This is a genomic window from Emticicia sp. CRIBPO, assembly GCF_009905725.1.
Classification (GTDB): domain Bacteria; phylum Bacteroidota; class Bacteroidia; order Cytophagales; family Spirosomataceae; genus Leadbetterella.
This window is the reverse complement of record NZ_JAAAKV010000001.1, coordinates 1-21,787: the sequence shown is the minus strand read 5'-3', so window position 1 is coordinate 21,787 and position 21,787 is coordinate 1. Positions and strand designations below refer to the sequence as shown.

Here is a 21,787-nt window from a genome sequence, read left to right as displayed (position 1 = left end):
TTTGAGGAAAAATTGATATTTTTGAATTCCTATTAATAGATAAACTAACTATAAACTACCAAAAGAGTGACTCACCTGATCGAACGCTTTACTGAAATTCTTAAAAAGGGTAAGTATAATACCATGACAATTTCTGCGTATCGAAATGCAATTTTCGTTTTCTACAATCATTTTCGCGATTTACCACAAAGTAAAATAACAGATGAGTTAATTGCCAACTATTTAGTCGAATTATCTGAAAAGAAAGGCAATAAAAACGATGTTATCCAGGCTGGTAAAGCCATTAAGCTCTTCTACGAGGTCATTTTCAGCAGAAAACTTACTATCAAGGCCAGCGGCGAACTCAAAAAAGAGAAAAGCCCTGACATTCTGTCCCAGGATGAGATCAATGTCTTGTTTTCAAGCACAAAAAATCTCAAACATAAGGTTTTACTGATGCTGATCTATAACTCGGGCCTGAAAATCAGCGAAGTGATTCAGATGAAAATCAGCGACCTGGACATGAAAAATCATACGCTGAACATTGTCGATGAAGAAACACGTCAATTACGGATTTTGCGTCTTGCCCCCAACCTGATCGTATTTATTGATAAATACCTTCAAAAATACAAGCCTGAAACTATTCTCTTCCCCGGTGCCAACGGTAAAAATTACACGGCAAGAAATATTCAGTTGTTTTTCCAGAAAGCCCTCAACGAAGCGGGGATTCAGAAAGATGCCACCATTAACACGCTGAGACACAGTTTTGCCGTGCACAGCCTTGAAATGGGACTGGACATTCACTTGTTGCAGGAAATACTCGGACACCGGTTTTTACAAACCACCTCATTTTATAATCAGCTGACGAAAATTAAAGTGGAGAAGCTGAGAAGCCCGCTGGAAAATATAACCCTCGAACAGGATTAATTCTTTTCCTTTTTAAGGCTGTCAATATCTATTTTCTGATGTTTCAGAGACCTCTTGTCAAGCTCAATACTTTCTTTGCGGGTCTTTGCGATATCTATGGCCGTGTAAATGGCATGTAACATAGAAGTAGGGTCAGCAATGTTCTTTCCGGCAATGTCAAAAGCAGTGCCGTGATCAGGTGAAGTACGTACACCCGGTAGCCCGACTGTGAAGTTAACGCCTGTCTCAAAAGCCAGCATTTTAAAAGGTGTAAGTCCCTGGTCATGATACATGGCCAGGACTGCATCATATTGTTTCCACTGGTTGGTGGCAAAGAAACCATCGGTAGGGAACGGTCCGAAAACCAGGTTACCCTTCTTCTTCATCTCATTGATGGCCGGATTGATGATCTCGTTTTCTTCCTTGCCCAACAGGCCGTTTTCACCGGCGTGAGGATTAAGGCCAAGGATGGCTACCTTTGGTTTTTGTATCCAGAAGTCGTTTTTAAGCGAATCAATGATCATCATGGTCTTTCTGATGATGCCTTCCTTGCTCAGTTTCCTTTTGACTTCTTCCAGCGGAATGTGGCCGGTGACGACACCCATTTTGAGCTGTTCGCTGACCATAAACATCAGCACGTCTTTTTTCTCAAACACGTGGGCGAGGTATTCTGTATGACCCGGGAAGTTAAATTCAGGGCCTTGAGTATTGTCTTTTGACAGAGGGGCCGTTACCAAAGCATCGATTTCACCTTTTTTAAGGTCTTCTGCAGCCCTTTTAAGGGATTCAAAGGCCAGCTGACCAGCTTTCGGGTCTATTTTTCCCGGGTTCAGCTCGAAAAACTCGCCTTTAAGGCAGTTGATCAGGCTGACTTGTTTTGAATTGGCCTGTTTGGCGTGCGGGATGTTGACGTATTGCCAGTCACGCATATCTACCAGGTGTTTGTATTTACTGAGGTGCTTGCCGGAACCGTAAATAATCGGGTTACAGATCTTGTTTATCCTTCCGGTGTGCAATGCTTTTAATATAACCTCGGGTCCGATTCCGTTGATGTCACCTATACTAATACCTATATTTGGTAAATATTCGTTTTCCATAAGAGCTAATAATCGTATTTTTGTTCAAATTTAAGAAAATATTGTTAAATGAGAGTTTTGATTGTTGATGAAATGCACGAGTCCATTGTGCAAATGCCTAAGGAACTGGGACTTAGTGTGGATTATTTTCCTAATATTTTATTGGAAGAGGTTCTGAACAAGGTGGAAGACTATGACGGGCTGATTATCAGAAGTAAGTTTTTTATTGATGAAGACTTTCTACAGCGGGCCAAAAAACTGAAATTTATCGGAAGAGCAGGAGCAGGGCTTGATCTTATTGACCTCGACGGGTGTAAAAAGCGTGGTATCGAAGTTTTTGCAGCCAATGAGGCCAACCGTATTGCTGTAGCCGAACACCTCATCGGTATGTTGCTGACACTTTTCAATAAGATCAATACAGCTGATGTGGAAGTCAGGAATAAAATCTGGCTGAGAGAGGCTAACCGTGGAGAAGAACTTTTTGGAAAAACGGTGGGAATCATCGGATTCGGTAACAACGGACAAGCTACTGCAGACCGCCTTGTGGCTTTCGGTTGTAAAATCCTCGCTTATGACAAATACCGCTACGGCTTCGGCAACCACTTTATCCATGAAAGCTCCATGGACCAGATCTTCAGGGAGGCGGATATACTGAGTCTGCATATTCCTCTGACAAAAGAATCCCAGAATATGGTCGACGAGCAGTTTTTATCCCATTTCAAAAAAGACATCTACTTCTGCAATATTGCCCGTGGCGAAATTGTCGTGCTGAAAGACCTGATCAAAGCCCTGAAAACAGGAAAGGTTAAAGGAGCCTGTCTGGATGTGCTTGAAAACGAAAAACTGAAGAAGCTCACACCGGAACAGGAGGTCAATTTTGAGTACCTGGTCCAGGCCAAAAATGTGATCCTGACCCCGCATGTAGCAGGCTGGACCCATGAATCATACAAAAAGATCAATACCGTGCTGAAAGATAAAATTCAGCGTTTTCTGGGATTGAACTGAAAGAAATGAGAGCGTGCTCATTTCCGGTTTTATCGAAGTAATTACGGAATAGATCGTATAATCATCAGCAAAGCGAATATATTATTCTTATTCAAAGATTTATTTATACTATTCTGTGATTATTGATCATCGAGCAATAAGACCTGATCTTCCTTCGAAAAGACATTTTTATTTTCGAAATTTGTGGACTTTTTAAAGACATCTAATTAGCAATACCGAGTACAACATGGATTTTTCTCAGTTAATACGCAAACACATCCAAAGCCTTACCCCATATTCTTCAGCCAGAGATGAGTATACCGGAAAAGAGGGTATTTTCCTGGACGCCAATGAAAACCCTTACGGATCTGTGCTTGACGGTTCATATAACCGTTATCCTGACCCTTACCAGTGGGAAGTAAAAACCAAGCTGGCCCAGCTGAAAGGGGTAAAACCGGAAAACATTTTTCTGGGAAACGGATCTGACGAGCCGATTGACTTACTGATCAAAGCTGTCTGTGAGCCCAAAGAAGATCATATCATGATCATGCCGCCTACTTACGGTATGTATAAGGTATGTGCGGATATTCAGCAGGTGAGGATACAGCAAGCTCCGCTGACCGAAGATTTTCACATAGACCTGGACAGTGTTTTTGACGGGGTCAATGCTGCTACAAAGATCATCTGGGTGTGTTCTCCGAACAACCCGAGCGGAAATTTACTGAGCAAGCATGCCGTCGTCCAGATTCTGAAGGCTTTCCCGGATAAACTGGTGGTGGTAGATGAAGCTTATATTGATTTTGCGGATACGACTTCTTTTGTAGATGAGCTGAACCTTTATGAAAACCTGGTGGTGCTTCAGACCTTCTCCAAAGCCTGGGGAATGGCCGGACTGAGACTGGGTGTGGCTTATGCCCATCCGACGCTCATCAAGGTATTAAACAAGATCAAATACCCTTATAATATCAATATAGTTACACAGGGATTGTTGCTGGAAGCCCTGGATAAGTCGGAGCAAAAAAACGAGTATGTAAAAACCATCGTTCAGCAAAGGGAAATATTGGAAAGTCAGCTGAAAGAATTACCGAATGTACTCAGGATTTTCCCGTCAGACTGTAACCAGCTCCTGGTTAAGTTTAAAGAAGCCAAAAAGATATTCCTTTACCTGCTTGAGCAGAAAATCATTGTGAGAGACCGCAGCAATGTGGCTTTGTGTGAAGACTGCCTCAGGATTTCTGTCGGAACAGAACAGGAGAATTCAGCATTGCTGGATGCTCTTAAAAAATACTTAGCTTAATAAACCAGGCAGAGGTGTTTATTTCACCTCTGCCTTTTTTATACCTCCTGCTTTTCATTCTTCTGCAGTATCTGTCTCCAAAAATTCGTTTCCTGCTTCCTGTTTTAAGGTTAATTCTCCTTCAAAGTATTTTCAGGCTAAAAACTGAAAACCACCGCTGTAGCTTTATTAAACCGTTATTTCTTTCCCGTCTTATTTTACCTGAATGTTAAAGTATGCACATTTTCGTGAATTGAGGATTAAATAACGCATTTTGCGAATTTTATTTGCAGAAATTGCATATAAATTTACATAAATAAAAAAAGCTGTTTCAATTTCATCACATAGCAGTACGTCTGAAATTAAGAAATATAAGGATTTTATAACAGGAGTAAACAACGTTAAAATGAAACAAAAGCTGCGTGCTTCCCACGTGCTACTATACCGATTTAAGCTGTTTCGTTCCACCGTTTCTGTTTGAAGATCTCAGACTTTAGTTAACCCAAAGAGCATTTTTAATTTAAAATGATCAGGAATATCCATGTTTTCCTGTGTATGATCTGTGCTATGTATCTGTTCCGAAATATCAAAAACCAATTTAACTAACAAAAACATGATGAACAATTTTACTACTAACAGGAGGAATGCCTTTCCTGTGCTGCTGGGCTTACTCTGGTGGCTCATTACCTTACCGGTGTTTGCCCAGTCGCGGGCAGTGACCGGCACCATTCTGTCTGAAGACGACCAGGGCCTGCCTGGTGTCAATGTCGTGATCAAAGGAACGACCAAAGGAAGCATCAGTAATGTTTCAGGTCAGTATTCCATTGAAGTAAATAATGATAACGCTGTTCTGGTTTTTTCTTTCGTGGGCTATAAAAGCCAGGAGATCAATGCCGGGAACAAATCAGTCATCAATGTCACGCTTGAACCTGAAACAGGAAGCCTTCAGGAAGTGGTCGTGACGGCCCTGGGCATCAAAAGGGAAGAAAAATCACTTGGGTACTCAGTAGGTAAAGTCAACGGAAAAGACCTGAGCAGAACTGCCCAGGAAAACGTTCTGAACGGATTAGCCGGTAAAGTGCCGGGGGTAACGATCAGTTCAACTGGGGGCACAGGTTCTTCTGTGAGCATGGTTATCAGGGGAGCTACTTCGCTGAGCAGCGACAACCAGCCGCTTTTTGTGATTGACGGCGTGCCTGTTTCCAACTCCCTTAACAACATCAGCCAGATCGGCAGCGACAACCGTGTAGATTACGGTAATGCCATCGCCGATCTGAATGCGGAGAACATTGAAAGTGTCTCTATCCTGAAAGGTCCGAGTGCAGCGGCTTTGTACGGATCAAGAGCCGGAAACGGTGTGGTGCTGATCACCACTAAAAACGGGGCTAATGTGAAGAAAATGACGGTAAACGTTACTTCAAGTACTGTTTTTGACAGACCGTACCGCTTTTTGGACATGCACTCCAAGTTTGCCACAGGTATCCTGCCTTTTACGCCGACCAACAACCCTTATCCGGGTGGAGTCCTGATGATCGACGAAGGATCAGCCGGGGGAGTAGGACCTGAACTGGACAAAGGTTACAAAGCCATTCAATGGAACAGCCCGCTGGATGCCAACGGCAAGCCGGTAGCGACCGAACTGACGTCACATCCTGACAACATCAGGAATTTTGTAAGAACGGGAATCACCACCACCAATGGTGTATCAATTGCCAACAGCAATGATTTTATCTCCTACAGGGTATCTTATTCCAATATGGCCAACAGGGGGATCATTCCTAATTCTGACTTGTTCAAAAACACCCTGGAAGCTAGTACTTCTCTTAAATTGTCTAAAAAACTGACCCTGAGTTCAAACCTGAACTTCAGCAGGAACAACTCCAATAACCGCCCGGCCAACGAAAGAGGTACCAACCCTTTGCAGTGGGCTTATGCTGTTTCCCCTCATATTGACATCCGTGAACTGGAAAACTACTGGGTGCCGGGACGTGAGGGCCTGCAGCAGAAATCGCAGTCGATCAATAACTATAACAACCCGTATTTCATTGCCTATGAGGTCAATAACTCCTTTAACAGGGACCGTTTTTACGGCAATATGAAGGCCAATCTTCAGCTAACGCCGGAACTGAGCTTAATGGGACGTTACAGCCTTGACACGTATGGTGAAACAAGAGAGACCAAAATCGGAAACAGCTATACCGGCGAACCTCGCGGAGCCTATGGTGTTATTAACCTGCAACGATATGAAAGAAACGCTGACGTGCTGGCCACCTATACCAAAACTGTATCTGACCTGTATCTGTCGTTTTCAGCGGGTGGAAATGCGAGAACGAGCAGAGATCAGGACGTTTTCAACGCCAGTAAGAACGGTACCGGTCTGATCATTCCCGGTTTGTTTACTTTGGCCAATATTTCTCCTGCCAATATCAATTACGCCAGCAGTCACTCCAAGAAAGTGGTTTACAGTGCCTATGGCATTGCCAACCTGGGGTATAAGGACATGGTTTACCTGGATCTGACGGCCCGTAACGACTGGTCAAGTACCTTGCCGGTAGCCAACCGCTCTTATTTCTATCCTTCGGCTTCCCTGAGTGTGCTGTTGAATGAGATGTTTTTAACAAATTCCAATAAAATCAACTTGCTGAAAGTAAGAGGCGGTGTGGCACAGGTCGGAAATGACACCAAGCCTTACAGCCTGATGAACGTCCTGAACAATGAAGAGGCCTGGGGTAACATTACCCGTCTGTCAAAATCAGGAAGTATTTTATTGCCTGACCTTAAGCCGGAAATTGCTACTTCATATGAGTTGGGAGCAGACCTGGTCATGTACAAAAACAAGCTGAGGGCTGCTGCAACCTATTATATTGTCGAAAACCGCAACCAGATTATCCCGACCAAACTGCCTCCTTCAACAGGTTTTACGGCTAATAATATCAACGCCGGTTTGCTGGTGAGCAAGGGTATTGAATTATCATTAGGAGGAACACCATTTGAAAATAAAGACTGGAAAGTGGATGTGAACGCTAATTTGTCAAGAAACAGGACCACCATCAAAGAACTGGCTCCGGGACTTAATTTTTATACTTTGTGGACGGATGCCCGTGGCGGAGCCTGGACTTATGTGGGTGAGCAGATCGGTGACATTTATGACAGGGAACTGGTTACCGTAAAAGACAAGGCATCGCCCTATTACGGTTACCCGATCCTGAATGAAGACGGTTCATGGCAGTCCGTAAACGCCAACAATACCAAGACCAAGATCGGTAATTTCAATCCTGATTTTATCCTGGGTATGCAGACTTCGATCAAATACAAAAGTTTTACGCTGAACATGTCGTTTGACTGGAGAAAAGGCGGAGAATTCGTTTCCCAGACTTACAGATACGGCGAGTCAGATCTTAAAACGCAACGCTTCCTGGATAACCTGATCAATCCGAACGGTTTGACGGGTGATGCCCTGCGGAACTACCTGGTATCCAATGCTGACGAACTGATCAGGGTGAATGGCAACAGGTTTAACATCGTGGGTGGCCCTACAGCCGAATACGGCGGGTTCCCTTTTGAGTATGGCGGAAATACTTATGCTTACGGTGTGTTTAACCCAGGGGTAATCGCTCAATATGACGACAAAGGCAACATCATCGGTTATACTGAAAACCTTGGCGGTCCTGAAACCAAGATCATTCCTTATGGTGACAACTACCCGTGGGATTTTACCAAGGCTGCTACTTTTGATGCTTCTTTCATCAAATTGCGTGAGATATCACTTGGTTATGACCTTCCGGCAGGATTGGTTAAAAGAGCAGGTATCACCAACGCCAACATCTCGGTTTACAGCAGGAACATCATTTTGTGGACAGCTGCCAAAATCGGAATTGATCCTGAAAATGCGTTCCAGCCACAAACCAACGTTCAGGCAGGTTCACAATTCAAACAGGGTATTGAGCGGTATAACGTGACCCCGTGGGTATTGCCGATCGGTTTCAAATTGGGTTTAACTTTCTAAAATGACAGAATCATGAAAATTTTCAATAAAAAACTAACACTTATTGCCGTTTTTGTTTCGGTTTTCTTCTCTTGTGAGGACCTGACAAAAGTAAATATCAACCCCAACGGGGTGCAGCCTGAGGTGGTCAACCCCAACCTGGTCATGCCGACCGTACTGACAGAAGCCGCCAAATTGTACGTCAACCTGGGATACCAGGATATAGCGGGTGTGGTGCAACATACCCAGAAGGATGCGTGGTCGAGTGGTCATAATGACTATGACTGGGTAAATCAGAGCTGGAGTGCTTATTACGATGTGCTGAGAAACAACCAGTTGTTTTATGAAAGATCAGTAGCCCTTAACCTTGAATTCCACCAGGGTGTTTCACTGATCATGAAGTCGTTTATGTTTGGTCTGATTACCGACTTGTGGGGTGACGCTCCTTATTCACAGGCTCTTAAGGGTGAGCTGGGCGGTACGGAAAATATCCTTCCGGCCTTTGACAGCCAGGAAGCGATTTATACCGGAATCCTTGCCGATCTTGAAAAAGCCAATAAACTGCTTTCAAAACCGCAGTCTGAATACACCAACATAGTTAATGATGTGGACGTGTATTACGGAGGTAACGTGGCTAAATGGAGAAAAATGGCCAATGCACTCCAGTTGAGATATTATATGCGTATTTCTGCCAAAAAACCGGAGGTAGCTAAAGCCGGAATTGAGAAAATCGCCGGCAATGCCTCTGAGTACCCGCTTATTCTTGACAATGCTGACGACGCCACCATGGGGTTTGCCGGTACGACCAACAATACAGCCTGGCCTGCCAGCGTCACTTTTGATGCCAGCGGAAGCAACTACAGAAGGATCAAAATGGCCGCTACCCTGGTAGAATCACTTCAGAGCCTGAAAGATCCGAGACTGGCGATCTGGGCCAATAAGGTAGAAGTGCCCCTGGTTGTGGATAAAACCCTTCCTGCCGGAACAGACAAGATCGTGGATGGAAAAAGGTATCTTTCTCCGGACAAAGTGGGTAATACAGTAGTAGACACCGATCCGGAATACGTGGGTATACCAACCAGTTTCTCAGCCCTTCCGTCGGCCTACAACCTGAATCCGACACCAGGTCAGACTTCGTTTAACCCGCATGTGTCCTTCCTGAACAACATCTATAAAGCAGCTTCAGGTCCTTTGCTCAAGGCCAGGCTTATTTCAGCGGCTGAGGTTAATTTCATCCTGGCGGAGGCTTCATTGAAAGGATGGGCGGCCGGCGATGCGAAAAAGAGATACGAAGACGGCGTTAAAGCCTCTTTGAATACCTGGGGTGTTTCTTCATTTTATAACACCTACATCAGCAATCCGGGAGTAGCTTATCAGGGCACTATCAAGCAAGTGATTGAGCAAAAATGGATTGCCAGCTGGACAGCCGCCACTGAATCGTGGTTTGATTTCAGAAGAACAGGTATGCCTGAACTGAAAGCCGGACCGGCGGCCAAACGCAGTGCCCTGCCTCTGAGATTCTATTATATGCAGGATGAACTGGATATCAATAAATCAAACGCCACTAAGGCCCTTGAAAAACTGGAGACCACTAATTATTCCCAGGCGGATGGTAAAAACAGTGCCTGGTCAAAAACCTGGCTGAACCAGGGAACAGGCAAACCATGGTAAGATAAATTTTGAATGATCAGGATGCTGCCTCATAGCAATTGGGGCAGCATCTTTGTTTATATATAACAGGCCTCATTTTAAGAAATCGTTATCATTCGGATAAGCTCCTTCATTTTACTTATTACCAGATAGTTTTGTGAAAAAATCGTTGCCGATAGCCCGATCGGGGTAATTTTCAGTTATCACTAAGTATTCAATTACAAAAACTTATATTCATGAAATCAGTCATCAGATGGTCTGAAGCCATTTTTTCAACCCTCTTTATATTATCCTCCTTACAAATCTCGGCCCAGGTCAATTTTGTGGTCAGGCCATACCTGCAGTTTGCGTCGGAAACGGGCATCAGGGTGTTATGGGAGACCGATAAGCCCGCTACCAGCATTGTCCGCTACGGCATTCCGGGCTGGAACACCAAAATCCCTAACCTGGACCAGAAAACAGAGGTAACAGGATTCAAAGCCATGCATGAAGTGCACCTTTCGGGTTTGAAACCCGAAACCAAATATTTGTATCAGACCATCAGTGTGACAGAAGGCGGAGATACGCTCAAGGGCGAAGTAAAAACCTTCAGGACTTCACTGGGCAAGGACAAGCCTTTTGCTTTTACTATTTTCGGTGATTCGCAAAGCAATCCGGAGGTGTGGAAGAAAATCTCTACACTGGCCTGGAAAGAAAGACCTGATTTCGGTTTACTGGCCGGAGACCTGGTAGATCTGGGCTATAACAAATCCAACTGGGTGGATGAGTTTTTCAAGCCTTCACAGGAATTTATGAGCCGTCTGTCGATGTACACCGTGCTGGGTAACCACGAACATGACGCTGCCTATTATTATCAGTACATGTCGAATCCGGAGCCGGAATACTACTACACCTTTCCTTATGGCAATGCCCGCTACTTTATGCTGGACACCAACCGCCCCGTGACCAAAGGTTCTGAACAATACGTCTGGCTGGAAGAGCAACTGGCCAAGTCGGATGCCACCTGGAATTTTGCGGTGCACCATCATCCTCCCTACTCATCTGATGAAAATGACTTCGGAGATACTTATGTGGAACAGGCACAAACAGGAGACAGCGACCTGAAAGACCTGATCCATTTGTATGAAAAATACCAGGTAGACATCGTATTTTTTGGCCATATCCATACTTATGAAAGAACCTGGCCGATTTTTAAAGATAAAGTAAGCCAGGAGCAGGGCGTCATTTATATCAATACCGGCGGAGCAGGCGGCGGATTGGAAAACCCCGCGGTAACGAGAAGCTGGTTTACACAGAAACTGAGAACCACCCATCATTTCAGTTATGTGAGTATTTTTGAAAATGCCCTGGAGTTTCAGGCGATTGACGAAAACGGTTTCCTGTTTGACCAGTTTAGCCTGAAGAAGAGACAGGGACAGAAAAAAGTAACATCGCCTGAGCCCCCAAGCCCAAAAGTGATGAACAACGAGAGGGTATTTACGGATAAAGCAGAAATCACCTTAAGACCGGTTTTTGAAAAACAGGAAATAAGATACACCCTGGACGGCACAGAACCCGGCCTGAAATCACCGAAATATACTGCACCTATCAAAATTGACAAGACTACAACTCTGAAAGCCGCCACTTTTGCCGACTCATTTGTGAGCCCGGTTATCCAGGCTGATTTCTCGAAAGAAGTATTGCATAAAGGTATTAACGCTGAAGGCTTAAAACCGGGGCTGGATTTCACCTATTACACCTCTCAGGCTGTCAGGGGACTTCCAATCGACAAATATGAGAAAAACAAGGTCGCCACAGGCACAGCCACCATGATATCAACAGAAGTTGCTGCTCACAGAAAAGATTTCTGGGGCATAGATTTTACAGGATATATTACCGTCAATGAAACCGGGCTTTATACTTTCTCGGGACACGGTGAAGATAAACTGAGGGTGTCTGTTGAAGGGAAAGTGCTGTTCAATGAAGCAGGGGAGGAGTACAACAAAAGCGGACAGATCCTGCTGGAAGCCGGAGCCCACCCGATAAAAATTGAGTATTTCAATGAAAGAGACCGTGCTTTTATAGAACTGATGATTGAAGGTCCGGGATTGAGCAAGCAACCCGTTTCACCATTCATGTTGAAAAGAAAATGAAAAGAAATATAACGATTCTGCTTTTACTGGCCGGTGTTGTCGTCGCCTGCCAGACCGGATCAACCGGCAAAGTTGATTTCAAAAAGAATACTTCAGGAATCTGGGTGGCCGCTCACAGGGCTTTCCACACCCATGCCCCTGAAAACTCGCTGCTGGCGATTGAACATGCAATAACCAATGGAGTAGATATCATAGAAATAGATGTCCGGATCACTAAGGACGGGGTTCCTGTCATCATGCACGATCAGAAAGTAGACAGGACTACCAACGGCAAAGGCGACATTGAAAAATGGACGCTGGCTGATCTGAAAACGCTGTATCTCAAAAAAGGAGATTCATTGAGCAGCGAGAAAATCCCGACATTGCAGGAAGTACTCCAGTTCAGTAAAGGCCGGGCCGTTTTTGACCTGGACATGAAAACCGACGAGGTAGGCAAGGTGCTGGAAGTTGTTAAAAAATACGGGAGTTTTAAGGAAGTCATTTTCTTTGATTCGGATACGGCCGTGCTGAACGCTGTGGACCGGGATCATCAAAAATGGATGATCATGCCGCGGGTCCATAAAAAAGAAGATGTGCAGTGGGTACTGGACACCTATCAGCCGGAGATCGTGCACATAGATGAAAAGACCAATACACCGGAGATTTGTCAGCTGATCAGGAGTCGCGGAGCCAGGATCTGGATCAACGCCCTGGGAGTTACAGACCTCAAAGTATACCAGGGTGACGACAAGAACCTGAAGGAATTGATAAAGAACGGAGCCAATGTGATCCAGACCGATCACCCGGTTTTAATAAAGAATAAGCTTAAGAATGAAGTAAAGTGACGTCTGAGCATTCTTACGTCTAAAGAGTATAGTTTTTATCATAGGTTAAAACTGTTTTGTTAAACATGACGAAAGTCCTGCCCTGATTAGGGCAGGCTTTTTTGTTTAACCGATTCAGTAAAAAAATAACCGAAGATGTGACCTGCAGAAAAATTCCCGTCTAAATAGCATAGTTGATACTATTTGCATAAACTAATTTGTAAGAAAAGATTTTAAAACCTGTCCTTTTTAGGGGCAGGTTTTTTGTCGTTATAAAGCACCATTGAGGCAGAATTCAAAGCGTTTACGTGTTTGCAGAAAGGCCAAAGCGGCGAATTGTTTGACCCCGTTGGGGTCACACGTCTGTACGGTATTTCATGTTTCTATAACCATTTGAACTCTTTGAAGTCATTTTGAAGAATTGTTTATTCCCTTCAGGATTGCAACAATGACTGGATAATACCACTTAATTCTAAAACACACATCCTAAACCCATAAAAAACAAAAAACCACAACCATTGCTGATTGCGGTTTTACCTTGTGGAGAAGATGGGGCTCGAACCCACGACCTCTTGACTGCCAGTCAAGCACTCTAGCCAACTGAGCTACATCCCCGACTTTTGGTGTGCAAATATAACAGGAGAAATTTCACTTCCAAAATATTTTTACCAACCAGGCACCATAAAGTTTACACCGGTCACCGATGATTGCTTTTTGCCGTTGTAAAACGGTATCGCCACATAGGGTTCAACGATCAGATAACCCAGCACATTGATCCGTAAACTGACCCCTGTGCTGATCACAGGGTTGATTTTGAAATCAAGCGGACTGTTTCCAAAGGTATTGAACACGTAGGTTTCCCCGATCTTTTTACTTTCAGACCAGATCATCCCGGCGTCCACAAAAAAGTTAAGGTCGCTAGGCAGGTAGTTAAATTCTATCAGGGCCAGTTTTTTAGGCCCTGTAAATGGCAATCTCAATTCAATATTGGTCAATGCCAGCTGTTCTCCCTGCAGGGCATCCTGGGTGATGGTACCCATGTCGATCTGCTTCTGCATCGCCCTGCCAAAAAATCCGTGCATATACCACGGATACCCCAGGTACAGCGGGTTGATCTGATTCAGGAATTCCAGATTGGAAGGGTTAAGCCTGCCGTTGTACATCACCCTTCCGGCCAGCGTAAAAGGTTTGATAAACTGGTATTTTCTCAGGTCTATCGTCACCGAATTATAGCTGGAAGTACCGAAATACTTAGCTACTTCCAATCTGAAGCGGTATCCTTTCAAGGGAGCTACCGTACCGAAAGTAGCATTATCGCCCACATAAGCGGCATAAACCTGGTTGAGCCTGAAAGGGTTTAACCCATAGTCAGCCGGATTGAGTCTGATTGGTTTATAAGAAATCCTCGGCACAAAATCATAGACATAACCGTTGGGTCCCACACCAATATCGCCTTCCTGTGAGTATTCCCTGACACTGAATGAGTACCAGTTCAGGGAAGTACCGAACTCCACTCTTTTATAGGTACTGAAAGGTTTGAAGGCAAAGAGGGAGATTTCGTCAATAAACACCCGGTTGATTCTCTGTTTCACGAGGCCATTGAAATAAGTCAGGCCATTGGCTGATCCGAGCGAATCTTTCAGGTCATAACTGGTGCCGCCGTAAAACTGGTAAGGAATATGTGAAAACGACGCCCCCCACTGGAACGGTCGTTTCTGGTTCAGATAAAACACCTGTCCGCCGAAGTCCTGTAATTCACCGTTAAGGGCCACCGTACCGATCAGCTGGTGGTTGTTGAGCATATCACTGAATAAACCCGTGATACCGCCTCCCACGCCCGTTCCGAACCTGCTTGTGCTGACACCGAGGCCGGAGTTGGCCAGATAATCCAGTTTAAACCTCGCGTCATATTTCTGGTCTTTGTAGGCCGATGCATTATTTTTAATCACCAGGTTTTCACGATTCAGGTTGGCTTGCACAATGTCACGCCCGCCGGCCCACTGAGAGGGCGGGAGCAAGGCCCCGGTTTTATTGACTTCATCCTTTACTTTGACGGCATTAAAATCGCTTTCGGCTGCATTGACGATGTTGTAATCCCCGTTTTTAAAATAAGTGTACACAATGTCGCCTGACTTGGCCGAAACACTGATGGCCGGCGAATACATCGTAATGCCGCTGATCCCGGTAAAATAATCAGTCAGCTGAAAAATCACCTGCTCTTCAATATTGTATTTGTAGAGATTCCTGAATCCGTCCCTGTCCGACAAAAAGAAGATGGATTTGCCATCCGGACTCACGGCCGGGTTCATGTTGTCTGCCCCTTTAAAAAATCCGAAAGTCTGTGTTTCCGCAGATGCCGGGTTGATCCGGGAGATCGTAAAATCTGCTTTTTCAAGCCTTTGCTTATCGCTTCCACGGTCCGAAACAAAATATATCCATTGTCCGTCAGGCGACCAGGCCGGCTGAAAATCAGAATAATTGTCGCTGGTCAGGTTTTTTACTTCATCAGTCCTCAGGTTCAGCAGGTAAAGATCACTGGTGCCTTCCACGAGGCCGGAGACCACGATAGAGTTTCCGTCGGGCGACCAGGCCGGATTGGTAAATGCGGGTATGTCTTTGAGCGAATAACTCTTTCTTGAACCGCTTTCCACATCGATCACCATCAGCTTGTTGTGACCTTTGGTCTGCACCACAATCGCAAAATTGCGGCTGTCCGGCGACCAGGTCCCTGAAGTCTCAATAAAACTGTAGGAATCCACGTGGGCTCCGAACGAAGCACTTTCTATCTTCCTGATGATCTTACCTGATCTGGCATCTGCAATAAAAATATCGAGCGAAAGTACATTTTTGGAAGAAATATAAGCGATATAGTTGCCGTTCGGGCTGATGGCCGGAGAAACGTTCATTTCAGCCCCGGTTTTCTGCGAAGCGATCACTTTACCGATCCCTTCTGTTACCTTGCCGTTTTTGAGGGGATTATAGGTCTGGATCAGCTCATTTTTGAATTTTACCGAAAAACGGTCGATGTCCATTTTAAATGTCCTCACAAAAGCAGCTTCCAGACCGTAAATAGCTGTTTCTTTAAACAAAGGACGTATAACGTCATCACCATAAGTGGCTGTAACATAAGCCCAGAAGGCCTGTCCCCAGCGATAAGGGAAGTATTTGTATTCTTTGGTAACGAGTTCTTTGATCGTCGGGATATCATTGCTGAGCACCGCATCACGCATCCACATGGCTGTATGAGCATCCACACGCCCCAGGGACATGTATTCAGCCAGTCCTTCAACCATAAACAGGGGCAGGTTCTGAATGTTGGCCAGTGAAGTGGAATCGCTTCCGTTGATCATCGTCTGGTACTGAAACGCATGCACCAACTCATGACCCAGTACGTGGTCAGTCTGCCTTTTGGAGAACATCATGGGCATCACCACCCGGTTTCTGAGTCCTTCCGTCACCCCTCCGGTGCCTTCGCCGATCTGCCCGCCGATGGCTGTAGTTTCCTGGAAATCGGGGTGGGTTTTGTAAATAATCAGGGGGTTGGGCTTGATAAAGGCCAGTTTGAAAACCTCCTGGTGCAGGTTGTACCAGTTTTCGCTGTTGACCAGCAGGTGGTCGGCAACCTTGCGATCCTGAAAATAATTATATAATTCAAAATGAGGACTTTGCAACACTTTGAAATTAAAAGGTCTGTATCTGGGCTTATTCTGACCGAAATACTGTGATTGGGCGAAACCGTTAATGCTGAAAAGGGAAAAGAAAAAGGCTATCAAACAGATTCTTTTGTGCATAATATTAGTTTTGTCATTATCACTAACGAAAAAAATGATTAAAATTGTGGTCTTGTGGCCTTTACAAATTTACCTTCCCAAAATTTAGAAAACAAATTATCCTCTCTGACCCCTTTTGAAGTAGAAGAATGGATAAACATCACCTCTTCTTTTGAAACTATTTTAGTGATAACCCCCGTATGGTTAATCGTCTTTCCGGAAACCTTAAAATAGACCAAATCACCTTCCCTGATGTCTTTTCTGTCGATCTCTTCGAAATAATTGGCCTGCTGATGTGAAATCCTGGGGAGTTTGATGCCCATTTCTAAAAACGAAGCGTAAACCAGGCCGGAACAGTCCATTCCGCGTTTGTCTATCCCGCCGAATTTATAAGGAGTGCCGAGATACGTCCGGCAAGTCGAAATAAGGGCTTTCGAATAGTTGGAAGTGGTGGGGGTAGTTTTCTTTCTGCAGGCAGAAATAACGGCTATCAGAAGTATGATGTATAAATATCTGTGTTTCATTTAAGATATAAAATACGCTCTATTTGTTTGATTAAAGCCCTTCCTTCATCGGCAGACGGCTCTATGATAGACTCGGCAATAATTTTGCCCGATTTATCTATCAGGTAATATTTCGGAACACTTTCAGCGGCATAATCAGCCACTACTTTGGTATTGTTGCCTATATTAACGTTGATGCCTGTGATTTGCTGGTTTTTCACAAAATCATTGAAATCCTGGGGTGTATCCACAGAAACAGACAGGAAAACCAGGTCTTTCTGATCTTTAAAATAATTATTGACAATCGGCAGAAAGCTCATGTCGTTCAGACAAGGCCCGCACCACGAGGCATAAAAACTCAGGAAAACATTTTTGCCTTTGAAGTCTTTCAATTCGACTGTTTTGCCGTCGCCGTCGCTGAGGGCAAACGGTTGGGCATCGTTGCCGGGCTTCAGGGCCTTCAGTTTATTGAATTTGCTGACCACGTAGTTGTTATAAACCTTGTTTTTGCAGAATTCCTGGAAAGCCCCCACAATCAGCTCGTTTTCGTCATTATACCCTTCCAGATCAAGATAACTGACCACTTTTGAAGCCAGTATCCTTTCCACCACCGACTTGTCCACCAGGTCAAGGTCCAGGAAGAAGCTCTTGATCAGCACAAATTCCTGGTGATGAGTTTTAGGGTTATAATTTTTTGCCTCGGCATAATTTTCAAGGTAGGCTTCAATAAATAAACCATAATCCTGGGACTTATTCTGTAGCCTTGGATTCAGAATCCTCAGGTCAAAGTCGTTGGCCTGCTGTTGTTTTCCGAACAGGTTGTTGCTGACCAGGAACTCGAGGTTGTACATGTTGATTTTACCGATGATATCGGCTCTTTTCAAGGTATAAAACTCATCAGAAACACTGGCTTTGTATTTATTGAGGAGATTCATCTGCTCGTTGAGCAGGAAATTACTAAGTTCGTAGAATCCTTTTTTGGATATTTTATTCAGTTTCTGAACTTCCAGGTCCCAGTCTTTTTCGTCTTCAAAGACCCGCTTCTGTTCCAGCAGATAGACCCATTTCTGGCTGCCTTTGCCCACCGGCATAAAGGTTTTATCAAAATTACTGCGGTCGAATTTGAGGTAAATATCGTCATTAGGCTCAATAATCCAGGAATATAGTCCTACATCGCCATAGTGAATGTCGACATAACCGATTTCGTCAAGAATGATCTCGAAAGCGAATTTATTGCGGTCGTCGAGGGTCAGCGTAAAGTCCTGGGGATCTTCGACCCAGTTTCTGTACACCGTAACAATCAGGTTGCTGCCGTCGGGATGAGCTACTTCTCCTCTCAGTTTAAAGGTACTTTGCCCTGAAACACGGGCGGCGATAAATAACAGGATAAAGAATAATCTCAACGACTTCATGTATTATAGTGTTCAGTTATACCGGCCGCAGCCATTTTACATCTCTTTTTTGAGGTTCTGATAAACTTCAAGCATGATTCCGTCTTTAAGTCCCAGATCCGGCACAAACATCTCCCTGGCACCTGCCCATCTCATGGCCGACAAATAAATATCGCTGGCATGGACAATAACGTCGGCACGGTCAGGGTTCATTTTAAGCCTGTTGATCCTTTCTTCCACACTGAATTTGCCCAGGTAGTTAACAGCCCTTTCTATAGACCCTAAACTGGCCCTTCCGTCACTGGTCTGATCAATAAACTCGAAAATCTTGGAGATATTGCCTCCTGTGCCTATCGCAATGATGTCATCATGGCCGGTAATGTTCTCACTCATCCACTTCTGCATCTTTTTCCACATGTCTTTGTTGACCTTGCCTTCCATCAACCTGACAGAGCCGATCTTGAATGACTGAGAGCAGACTTTTCTTTTTCCTTTATAGATATTGAGTTCCGTGCTGCCACCGCCCACATCGATGTGAATGTAGGTTTTATTTTCTGCCAATTCATTGATAATGACATTATTAATCATCTCAGCCTCTTTTTCGCCGGAGATCAGATTGATCGTCATCCCCAGTTCCAGCTTTACTCTTTCGCAGATATTGAGACCGTTTTCGGCTTCACGCAGGGCTGAGGTGGCACAGATCAGGTAAGCATCCACTTCGTGCAGCTCCATCAGCAGTTTGTAAATGGTCAGCAGTTTTTTGAGACGGGCCTCACTTTCATAATTGATCTTGCCTACCGTAAAAACATCGTGTCCGAGCCTGAGGGCAAACCTGACGTACTCTACTTTCTTAAAACTTATCCTTCCTTCATCATCCAGCACTGAAGAAATCTGCATCCTCGCGGCGTTAGATCCTATATCAATTGCGGCTATCTTCATGTTAAATATATATTTTTGCAAAAATATACATAATTTTGAATTCCTTTAATTTAAAAAACGCATTTTGAGCAAACGACAATTATTAGCTACTATAATTTCTACAATCGGCAATCCAATGGTGATCGGCCTGTTTTTCGGTGGATATCTTTATTTCTTTAATCACGACGCCGACACCTACAAAGCCCTTCCGCTGACGTTCTCTGTTTTTGTCGTTTTCCCTATTTTTGCTTTTACCTCTTATAAAGTATACCGCAAGGAATTCGAGGATTATGATGTCTCGGATCAGATCAAAAGAAACCAGCTTTACCTTTTTGTACTCTTGGTTTTCCTGGTACTCAACGTGTTCATGTATTTTAAGGCTTACCCCTTAAAAGCCCTTTTGCTGGGTGCTTTCATCTTTTTGCATATCCTTGCTTCTTATCTGTTCAATACGCGGATCAAGGTCTCCATGCATACCAGTTTTGCCTTTTTGTTTGCTTTTTTCTTTTACCCGATCAATCCGGCCATAGGCATCGGTTTGTTTATTTTTGCCTTTATTAATGCCTGGTCAAGGCTTGTGCTTGGTCGCCACAGCAGCAGTGAGGTCCGGGTGGGCGGTATGATCGGTCTGATCAACGGCTCATTGTATTTGATTTTGTTCTATTATCTTCTTTCTAAAAACCTCTTATGATCAGTTTTCAGTCTCAAACCATCACATTTAAACCCAAAGATGTCAGAAAAACGAAAAAATGGCTTTCTGAACTGGTCAGCAGGGAAGGTTTTGAATTAGCAGCCCTCAACTATATTTTTATGACAGATGACGAGTTGCTGGAAATGAACAAGTCGTATCTCAATCATGATACCTACACCGACATCATCACTTTTGACACTTCCGATGTTGAAGAAGAGATAGAAGGCGACATTTTTATCAGCATCGACAGGGTTAAAGAGAATGCGAAGACCTTTTCAGTGGACTTTAATACAGAATTAAGAAGGGTTTTAGCCCATGGGGCCCTGCATTTATGTGGTTATCCGGATAAAAAACCGGAAGAAGCCAAAAAAATGAGAGCCAAGGAAGACGAATATCTTGAGCTATATCTGGCGGTTTAAATTTCGTTAATAATTGCCCTATTACCTAAATACGAACCTTTAACCAGATTTGGATTTTAGCATGAACAGCCATGCCTTCTTTTATTGAAAAATCTGATGTTTTTACATTAATCGGCTTAACCACCTTATCCACAAAAACCAAATCTTCTTTCTCCTGTCCCTTGCATTGAGACCTGAAAATTTGTCAGGGCGATTCATTTTGTTTTTTTAGCGGGTATAATCATTAAATTCGGTAAATTACATAGCCATATCATTCCACCCTTTTCTTGGTATATGCTTAATATATAACAAAACTAATTTTTGTCGCCAGAATACGGGTTTTAGTCCATATACCACAATAGGTGCTTAAACCTTATGAGCTATTTAATGTCAATAATCCAGAAATAAATCAAACTCAGATGAGATTAACAACCATTTTACTCATGATTTGTCTTTCAACGGGAGCCATGGCCCAGACCTTCCAGATCAAAGGAAGAGTGAAAGACAGCAATGACACCACCGGCATTATAGGAGCCAGCATCAGTGTCACTACCCCGAAAGACACCACTAAACGATTCGGAGCTTTTACAGACATTAACGGCAATTTTGCTGTTTTAAACCTTCAAAATGGTTTATATAATGTTAAAATCACTTCAATCGGCTACACTACACAACAAAAAGTCGTCACCATCACCGACCAGGATTTTGTGTTTGATGACATCATGCTCGTAAGCGACGCCAAACTCCTGAAGGAAGTGGTCGTGCAAAGCAAAGCCATCAGGGTAGAGCAGAAAGGGGATACCACGCAATACAATGCCGAGTCATTTAAAGTCAACCAGGACGCCAACGCAGAAGACCTGCTGAAGAAAATGCCCGGCGTATCAGTCGTAGACGGTAAAGTACAGGCCCAGGGTGAAGACATCAAAAGAGTGACTGTCGACGGCCGTGAGTTTTTCGGAGACGACGCAACAGCGGCCCTCAAAAACCTTCCGGCAGAGATTATAGATAAAGTACAAGTGTTCGACCGTCTGAGCGATCAGGCCCAGTTTTCGGGTTTTAATGACGGAAATACAGAGAAAACAGTCAATATTGTTACCAAGTCAGGTAAAAACAACGGCCAGTTTGGCAAACTCTATGGAGGTTACGGTTCTGACGACCGCTATTCGGCCGGGGGAAATGTCAATTACTTCAAAAAAGATACACGTCTTTCTATCATAGGTTTAAGCAATAATGTGAACCAGCAGAATTTCAGTAATGACGACCTTCTGGGTGTTTTAGGCACCAACAGCAGAGGCGGCGGCGGTAACTTTGGTGGTGGCGGAGGA

15 protein-coding genes and 1 tRNA gene are annotated in these 21,787 nt (G+C 44.1%); 10 read left to right on the top strand and 6 right to left on the bottom strand.

The annotated features are described in order from the left end of the window. Nucleotides 1-66: 66 nt before the first annotated feature. On the top strand, nucleotides 67-906 hold the full coding sequence (locus GVN16_RS00080) for a tyrosine-type recombinase/integrase (protein ID WP_166561792.1): 840 nt from the start codon (nucleotides 67-69) through the stop codon (nucleotides 904-906). Here the strand turns inward: GVN16_RS00080 and pdxA are convergent. Continuing rightward, nucleotides 903-1,982: a 4-hydroxythreonine-4-phosphate dehydrogenase PdxA gene (gene pdxA, locus GVN16_RS00075; protein WP_166561791.1), complete on the bottom strand. Its 1,080-nt coding sequence runs from the start codon at nucleotides 1,980-1,982 to the stop codon at nucleotides 903-905. The two genes, GVN16_RS00080 and pdxA, sit on opposite strands and share 4 nt — an antisense overlap. Before the next feature lie 48 nt (nucleotides 1,983-2,030). Between pdxA and GVN16_RS00070 the strand changes: the two genes are divergently transcribed. From GVN16_RS00070 to GVN16_RS00045, 6 genes are all read left to right on the top strand, one after another. Then, nucleotides 2,031-2,966, top strand: a complete 936-nt coding sequence (locus GVN16_RS00070; protein ID WP_166561790.1) for an NAD(P)-dependent oxidoreductase — start codon at nucleotides 2,031-2,033, stop codon at nucleotides 2,964-2,966. Nucleotides 2,967-3,192: 226 nt separating this feature from the next. Then, entirely contained in the window at nucleotides 3,193-4,242 is a 1,050-nt protein-coding gene (gene hisC / locus GVN16_RS00065; RefSeq protein ID WP_166561789.1) for a histidinol-phosphate transaminase, read from the top strand. 592 nt (nucleotides 4,243-4,834) lie between these two features. Beyond that, nucleotides 4,835-8,227, top strand: a complete 3,393-nt coding sequence (locus GVN16_RS00060) for a SusC/RagA family TonB-linked outer membrane protein (RefSeq protein WP_409013154.1) — start codon at nucleotides 4,835-4,837, stop codon at nucleotides 8,225-8,227. Nucleotides 8,228-8,239: 12 nt separating this feature from the next. Beyond that, entirely contained in the window at nucleotides 8,240-9,877 is a 1,638-nt protein-coding gene (locus GVN16_RS00055; RefSeq protein ID WP_166561788.1) for a SusD/RagB family nutrient-binding outer membrane lipoprotein, read from the top strand. A gap of 215 nt (nucleotides 9,878-10,092) precedes the next feature. After that, nucleotides 10,093-11,988, top strand: coding sequence for a metallophosphoesterase (locus GVN16_RS00050; protein WP_166561787.1), 1,896 nt, complete (start codon nucleotides 10,093-10,095; stop codon nucleotides 11,986-11,988). Further along, nucleotides 11,985-12,812, top strand: a complete 828-nt coding sequence (locus GVN16_RS00045; protein ID WP_166561786.1) for a glycerophosphodiester phosphodiesterase family protein — start codon at nucleotides 11,985-11,987, stop codon at nucleotides 12,810-12,812. Before GVN16_RS00050 ends, GVN16_RS00045 begins: the two co-directional genes overlap by 4 nt. 520 nt (nucleotides 12,813-13,332) lie before the next feature. On the opposite strand, the gene GVN16_RS00040 is transcribed toward GVN16_RS00045, so the two are convergent. The 5 genes from GVN16_RS00040 to GVN16_RS00020 form a co-directional block, all read right to left on the bottom strand. Beyond that, nucleotides 13,333-13,406: transfer RNA gene (locus GVN16_RS00040), tRNA-Ala, on the bottom strand. Between the two features lie 50 nt (nucleotides 13,407-13,456). After that, nucleotides 13,457-16,582, bottom strand: coding sequence for a PD40 domain-containing protein (locus GVN16_RS00035; RefSeq protein ID WP_166561785.1), 3,126 nt, complete (start codon nucleotides 16,580-16,582; stop codon nucleotides 13,457-13,459). Between the two features lie 38 nt (nucleotides 16,583-16,620). Next, nucleotides 16,621-17,085, bottom strand: a complete 465-nt coding sequence (locus GVN16_RS00030) for a C40 family peptidase (RefSeq protein WP_166561784.1) — start codon at nucleotides 17,083-17,085, stop codon at nucleotides 16,621-16,623. Next, complete coding sequence (locus tag GVN16_RS00025) at nucleotides 17,082-18,476, bottom strand: redoxin domain-containing protein (RefSeq protein ID WP_166561783.1); 1,395 nt, start codon at nucleotides 18,474-18,476, stop codon at nucleotides 17,082-17,084. Before GVN16_RS00025 ends, GVN16_RS00030 begins: the two co-directional genes overlap by 4 nt. A gap of 36 nt (nucleotides 18,477-18,512) precedes the next feature. Beyond that, complete coding sequence (locus GVN16_RS00020; RefSeq protein WP_166561782.1) at nucleotides 18,513-19,394, bottom strand: Ppx/GppA phosphatase family protein; 882 nt, start codon at nucleotides 19,392-19,394, stop codon at nucleotides 18,513-18,515. 64 nt (nucleotides 19,395-19,458) lie between these two features. Here GVN16_RS00020 and GVN16_RS00015 point away from each other — a divergent pair, with 64 nt between their 5' ends. From GVN16_RS00015 to GVN16_RS00005, 3 genes are all read left to right on the top strand, one after another. After that, nucleotides 19,459-20,064 carry a hypothetical protein gene (locus GVN16_RS00015; RefSeq protein WP_166561781.1) on the top strand — a complete coding sequence of 202 codons (606 nt, stop codon included), beginning with the start codon at nucleotides 19,459-19,461 and terminating at the stop codon, nucleotides 20,062-20,064. Then, nucleotides 20,061-20,483: an rRNA maturation RNase YbeY gene (gene ybeY / locus GVN16_RS00010; protein ID WP_166561780.1), complete on the top strand. Its 423-nt coding sequence runs from the start codon at nucleotides 20,061-20,063 to the stop codon at nucleotides 20,481-20,483. The genes GVN16_RS00015 and ybeY overlap by 4 nt, the downstream gene beginning before the upstream one ends. Nucleotides 20,484-20,881: 398 nt before the next feature. Further along, the coding region (locus GVN16_RS00005; protein WP_166561779.1) for a carboxypeptidase-like regulatory domain-containing protein at nucleotides 20,882-21,787 on the top strand (906 nt) is incomplete at its 3' end.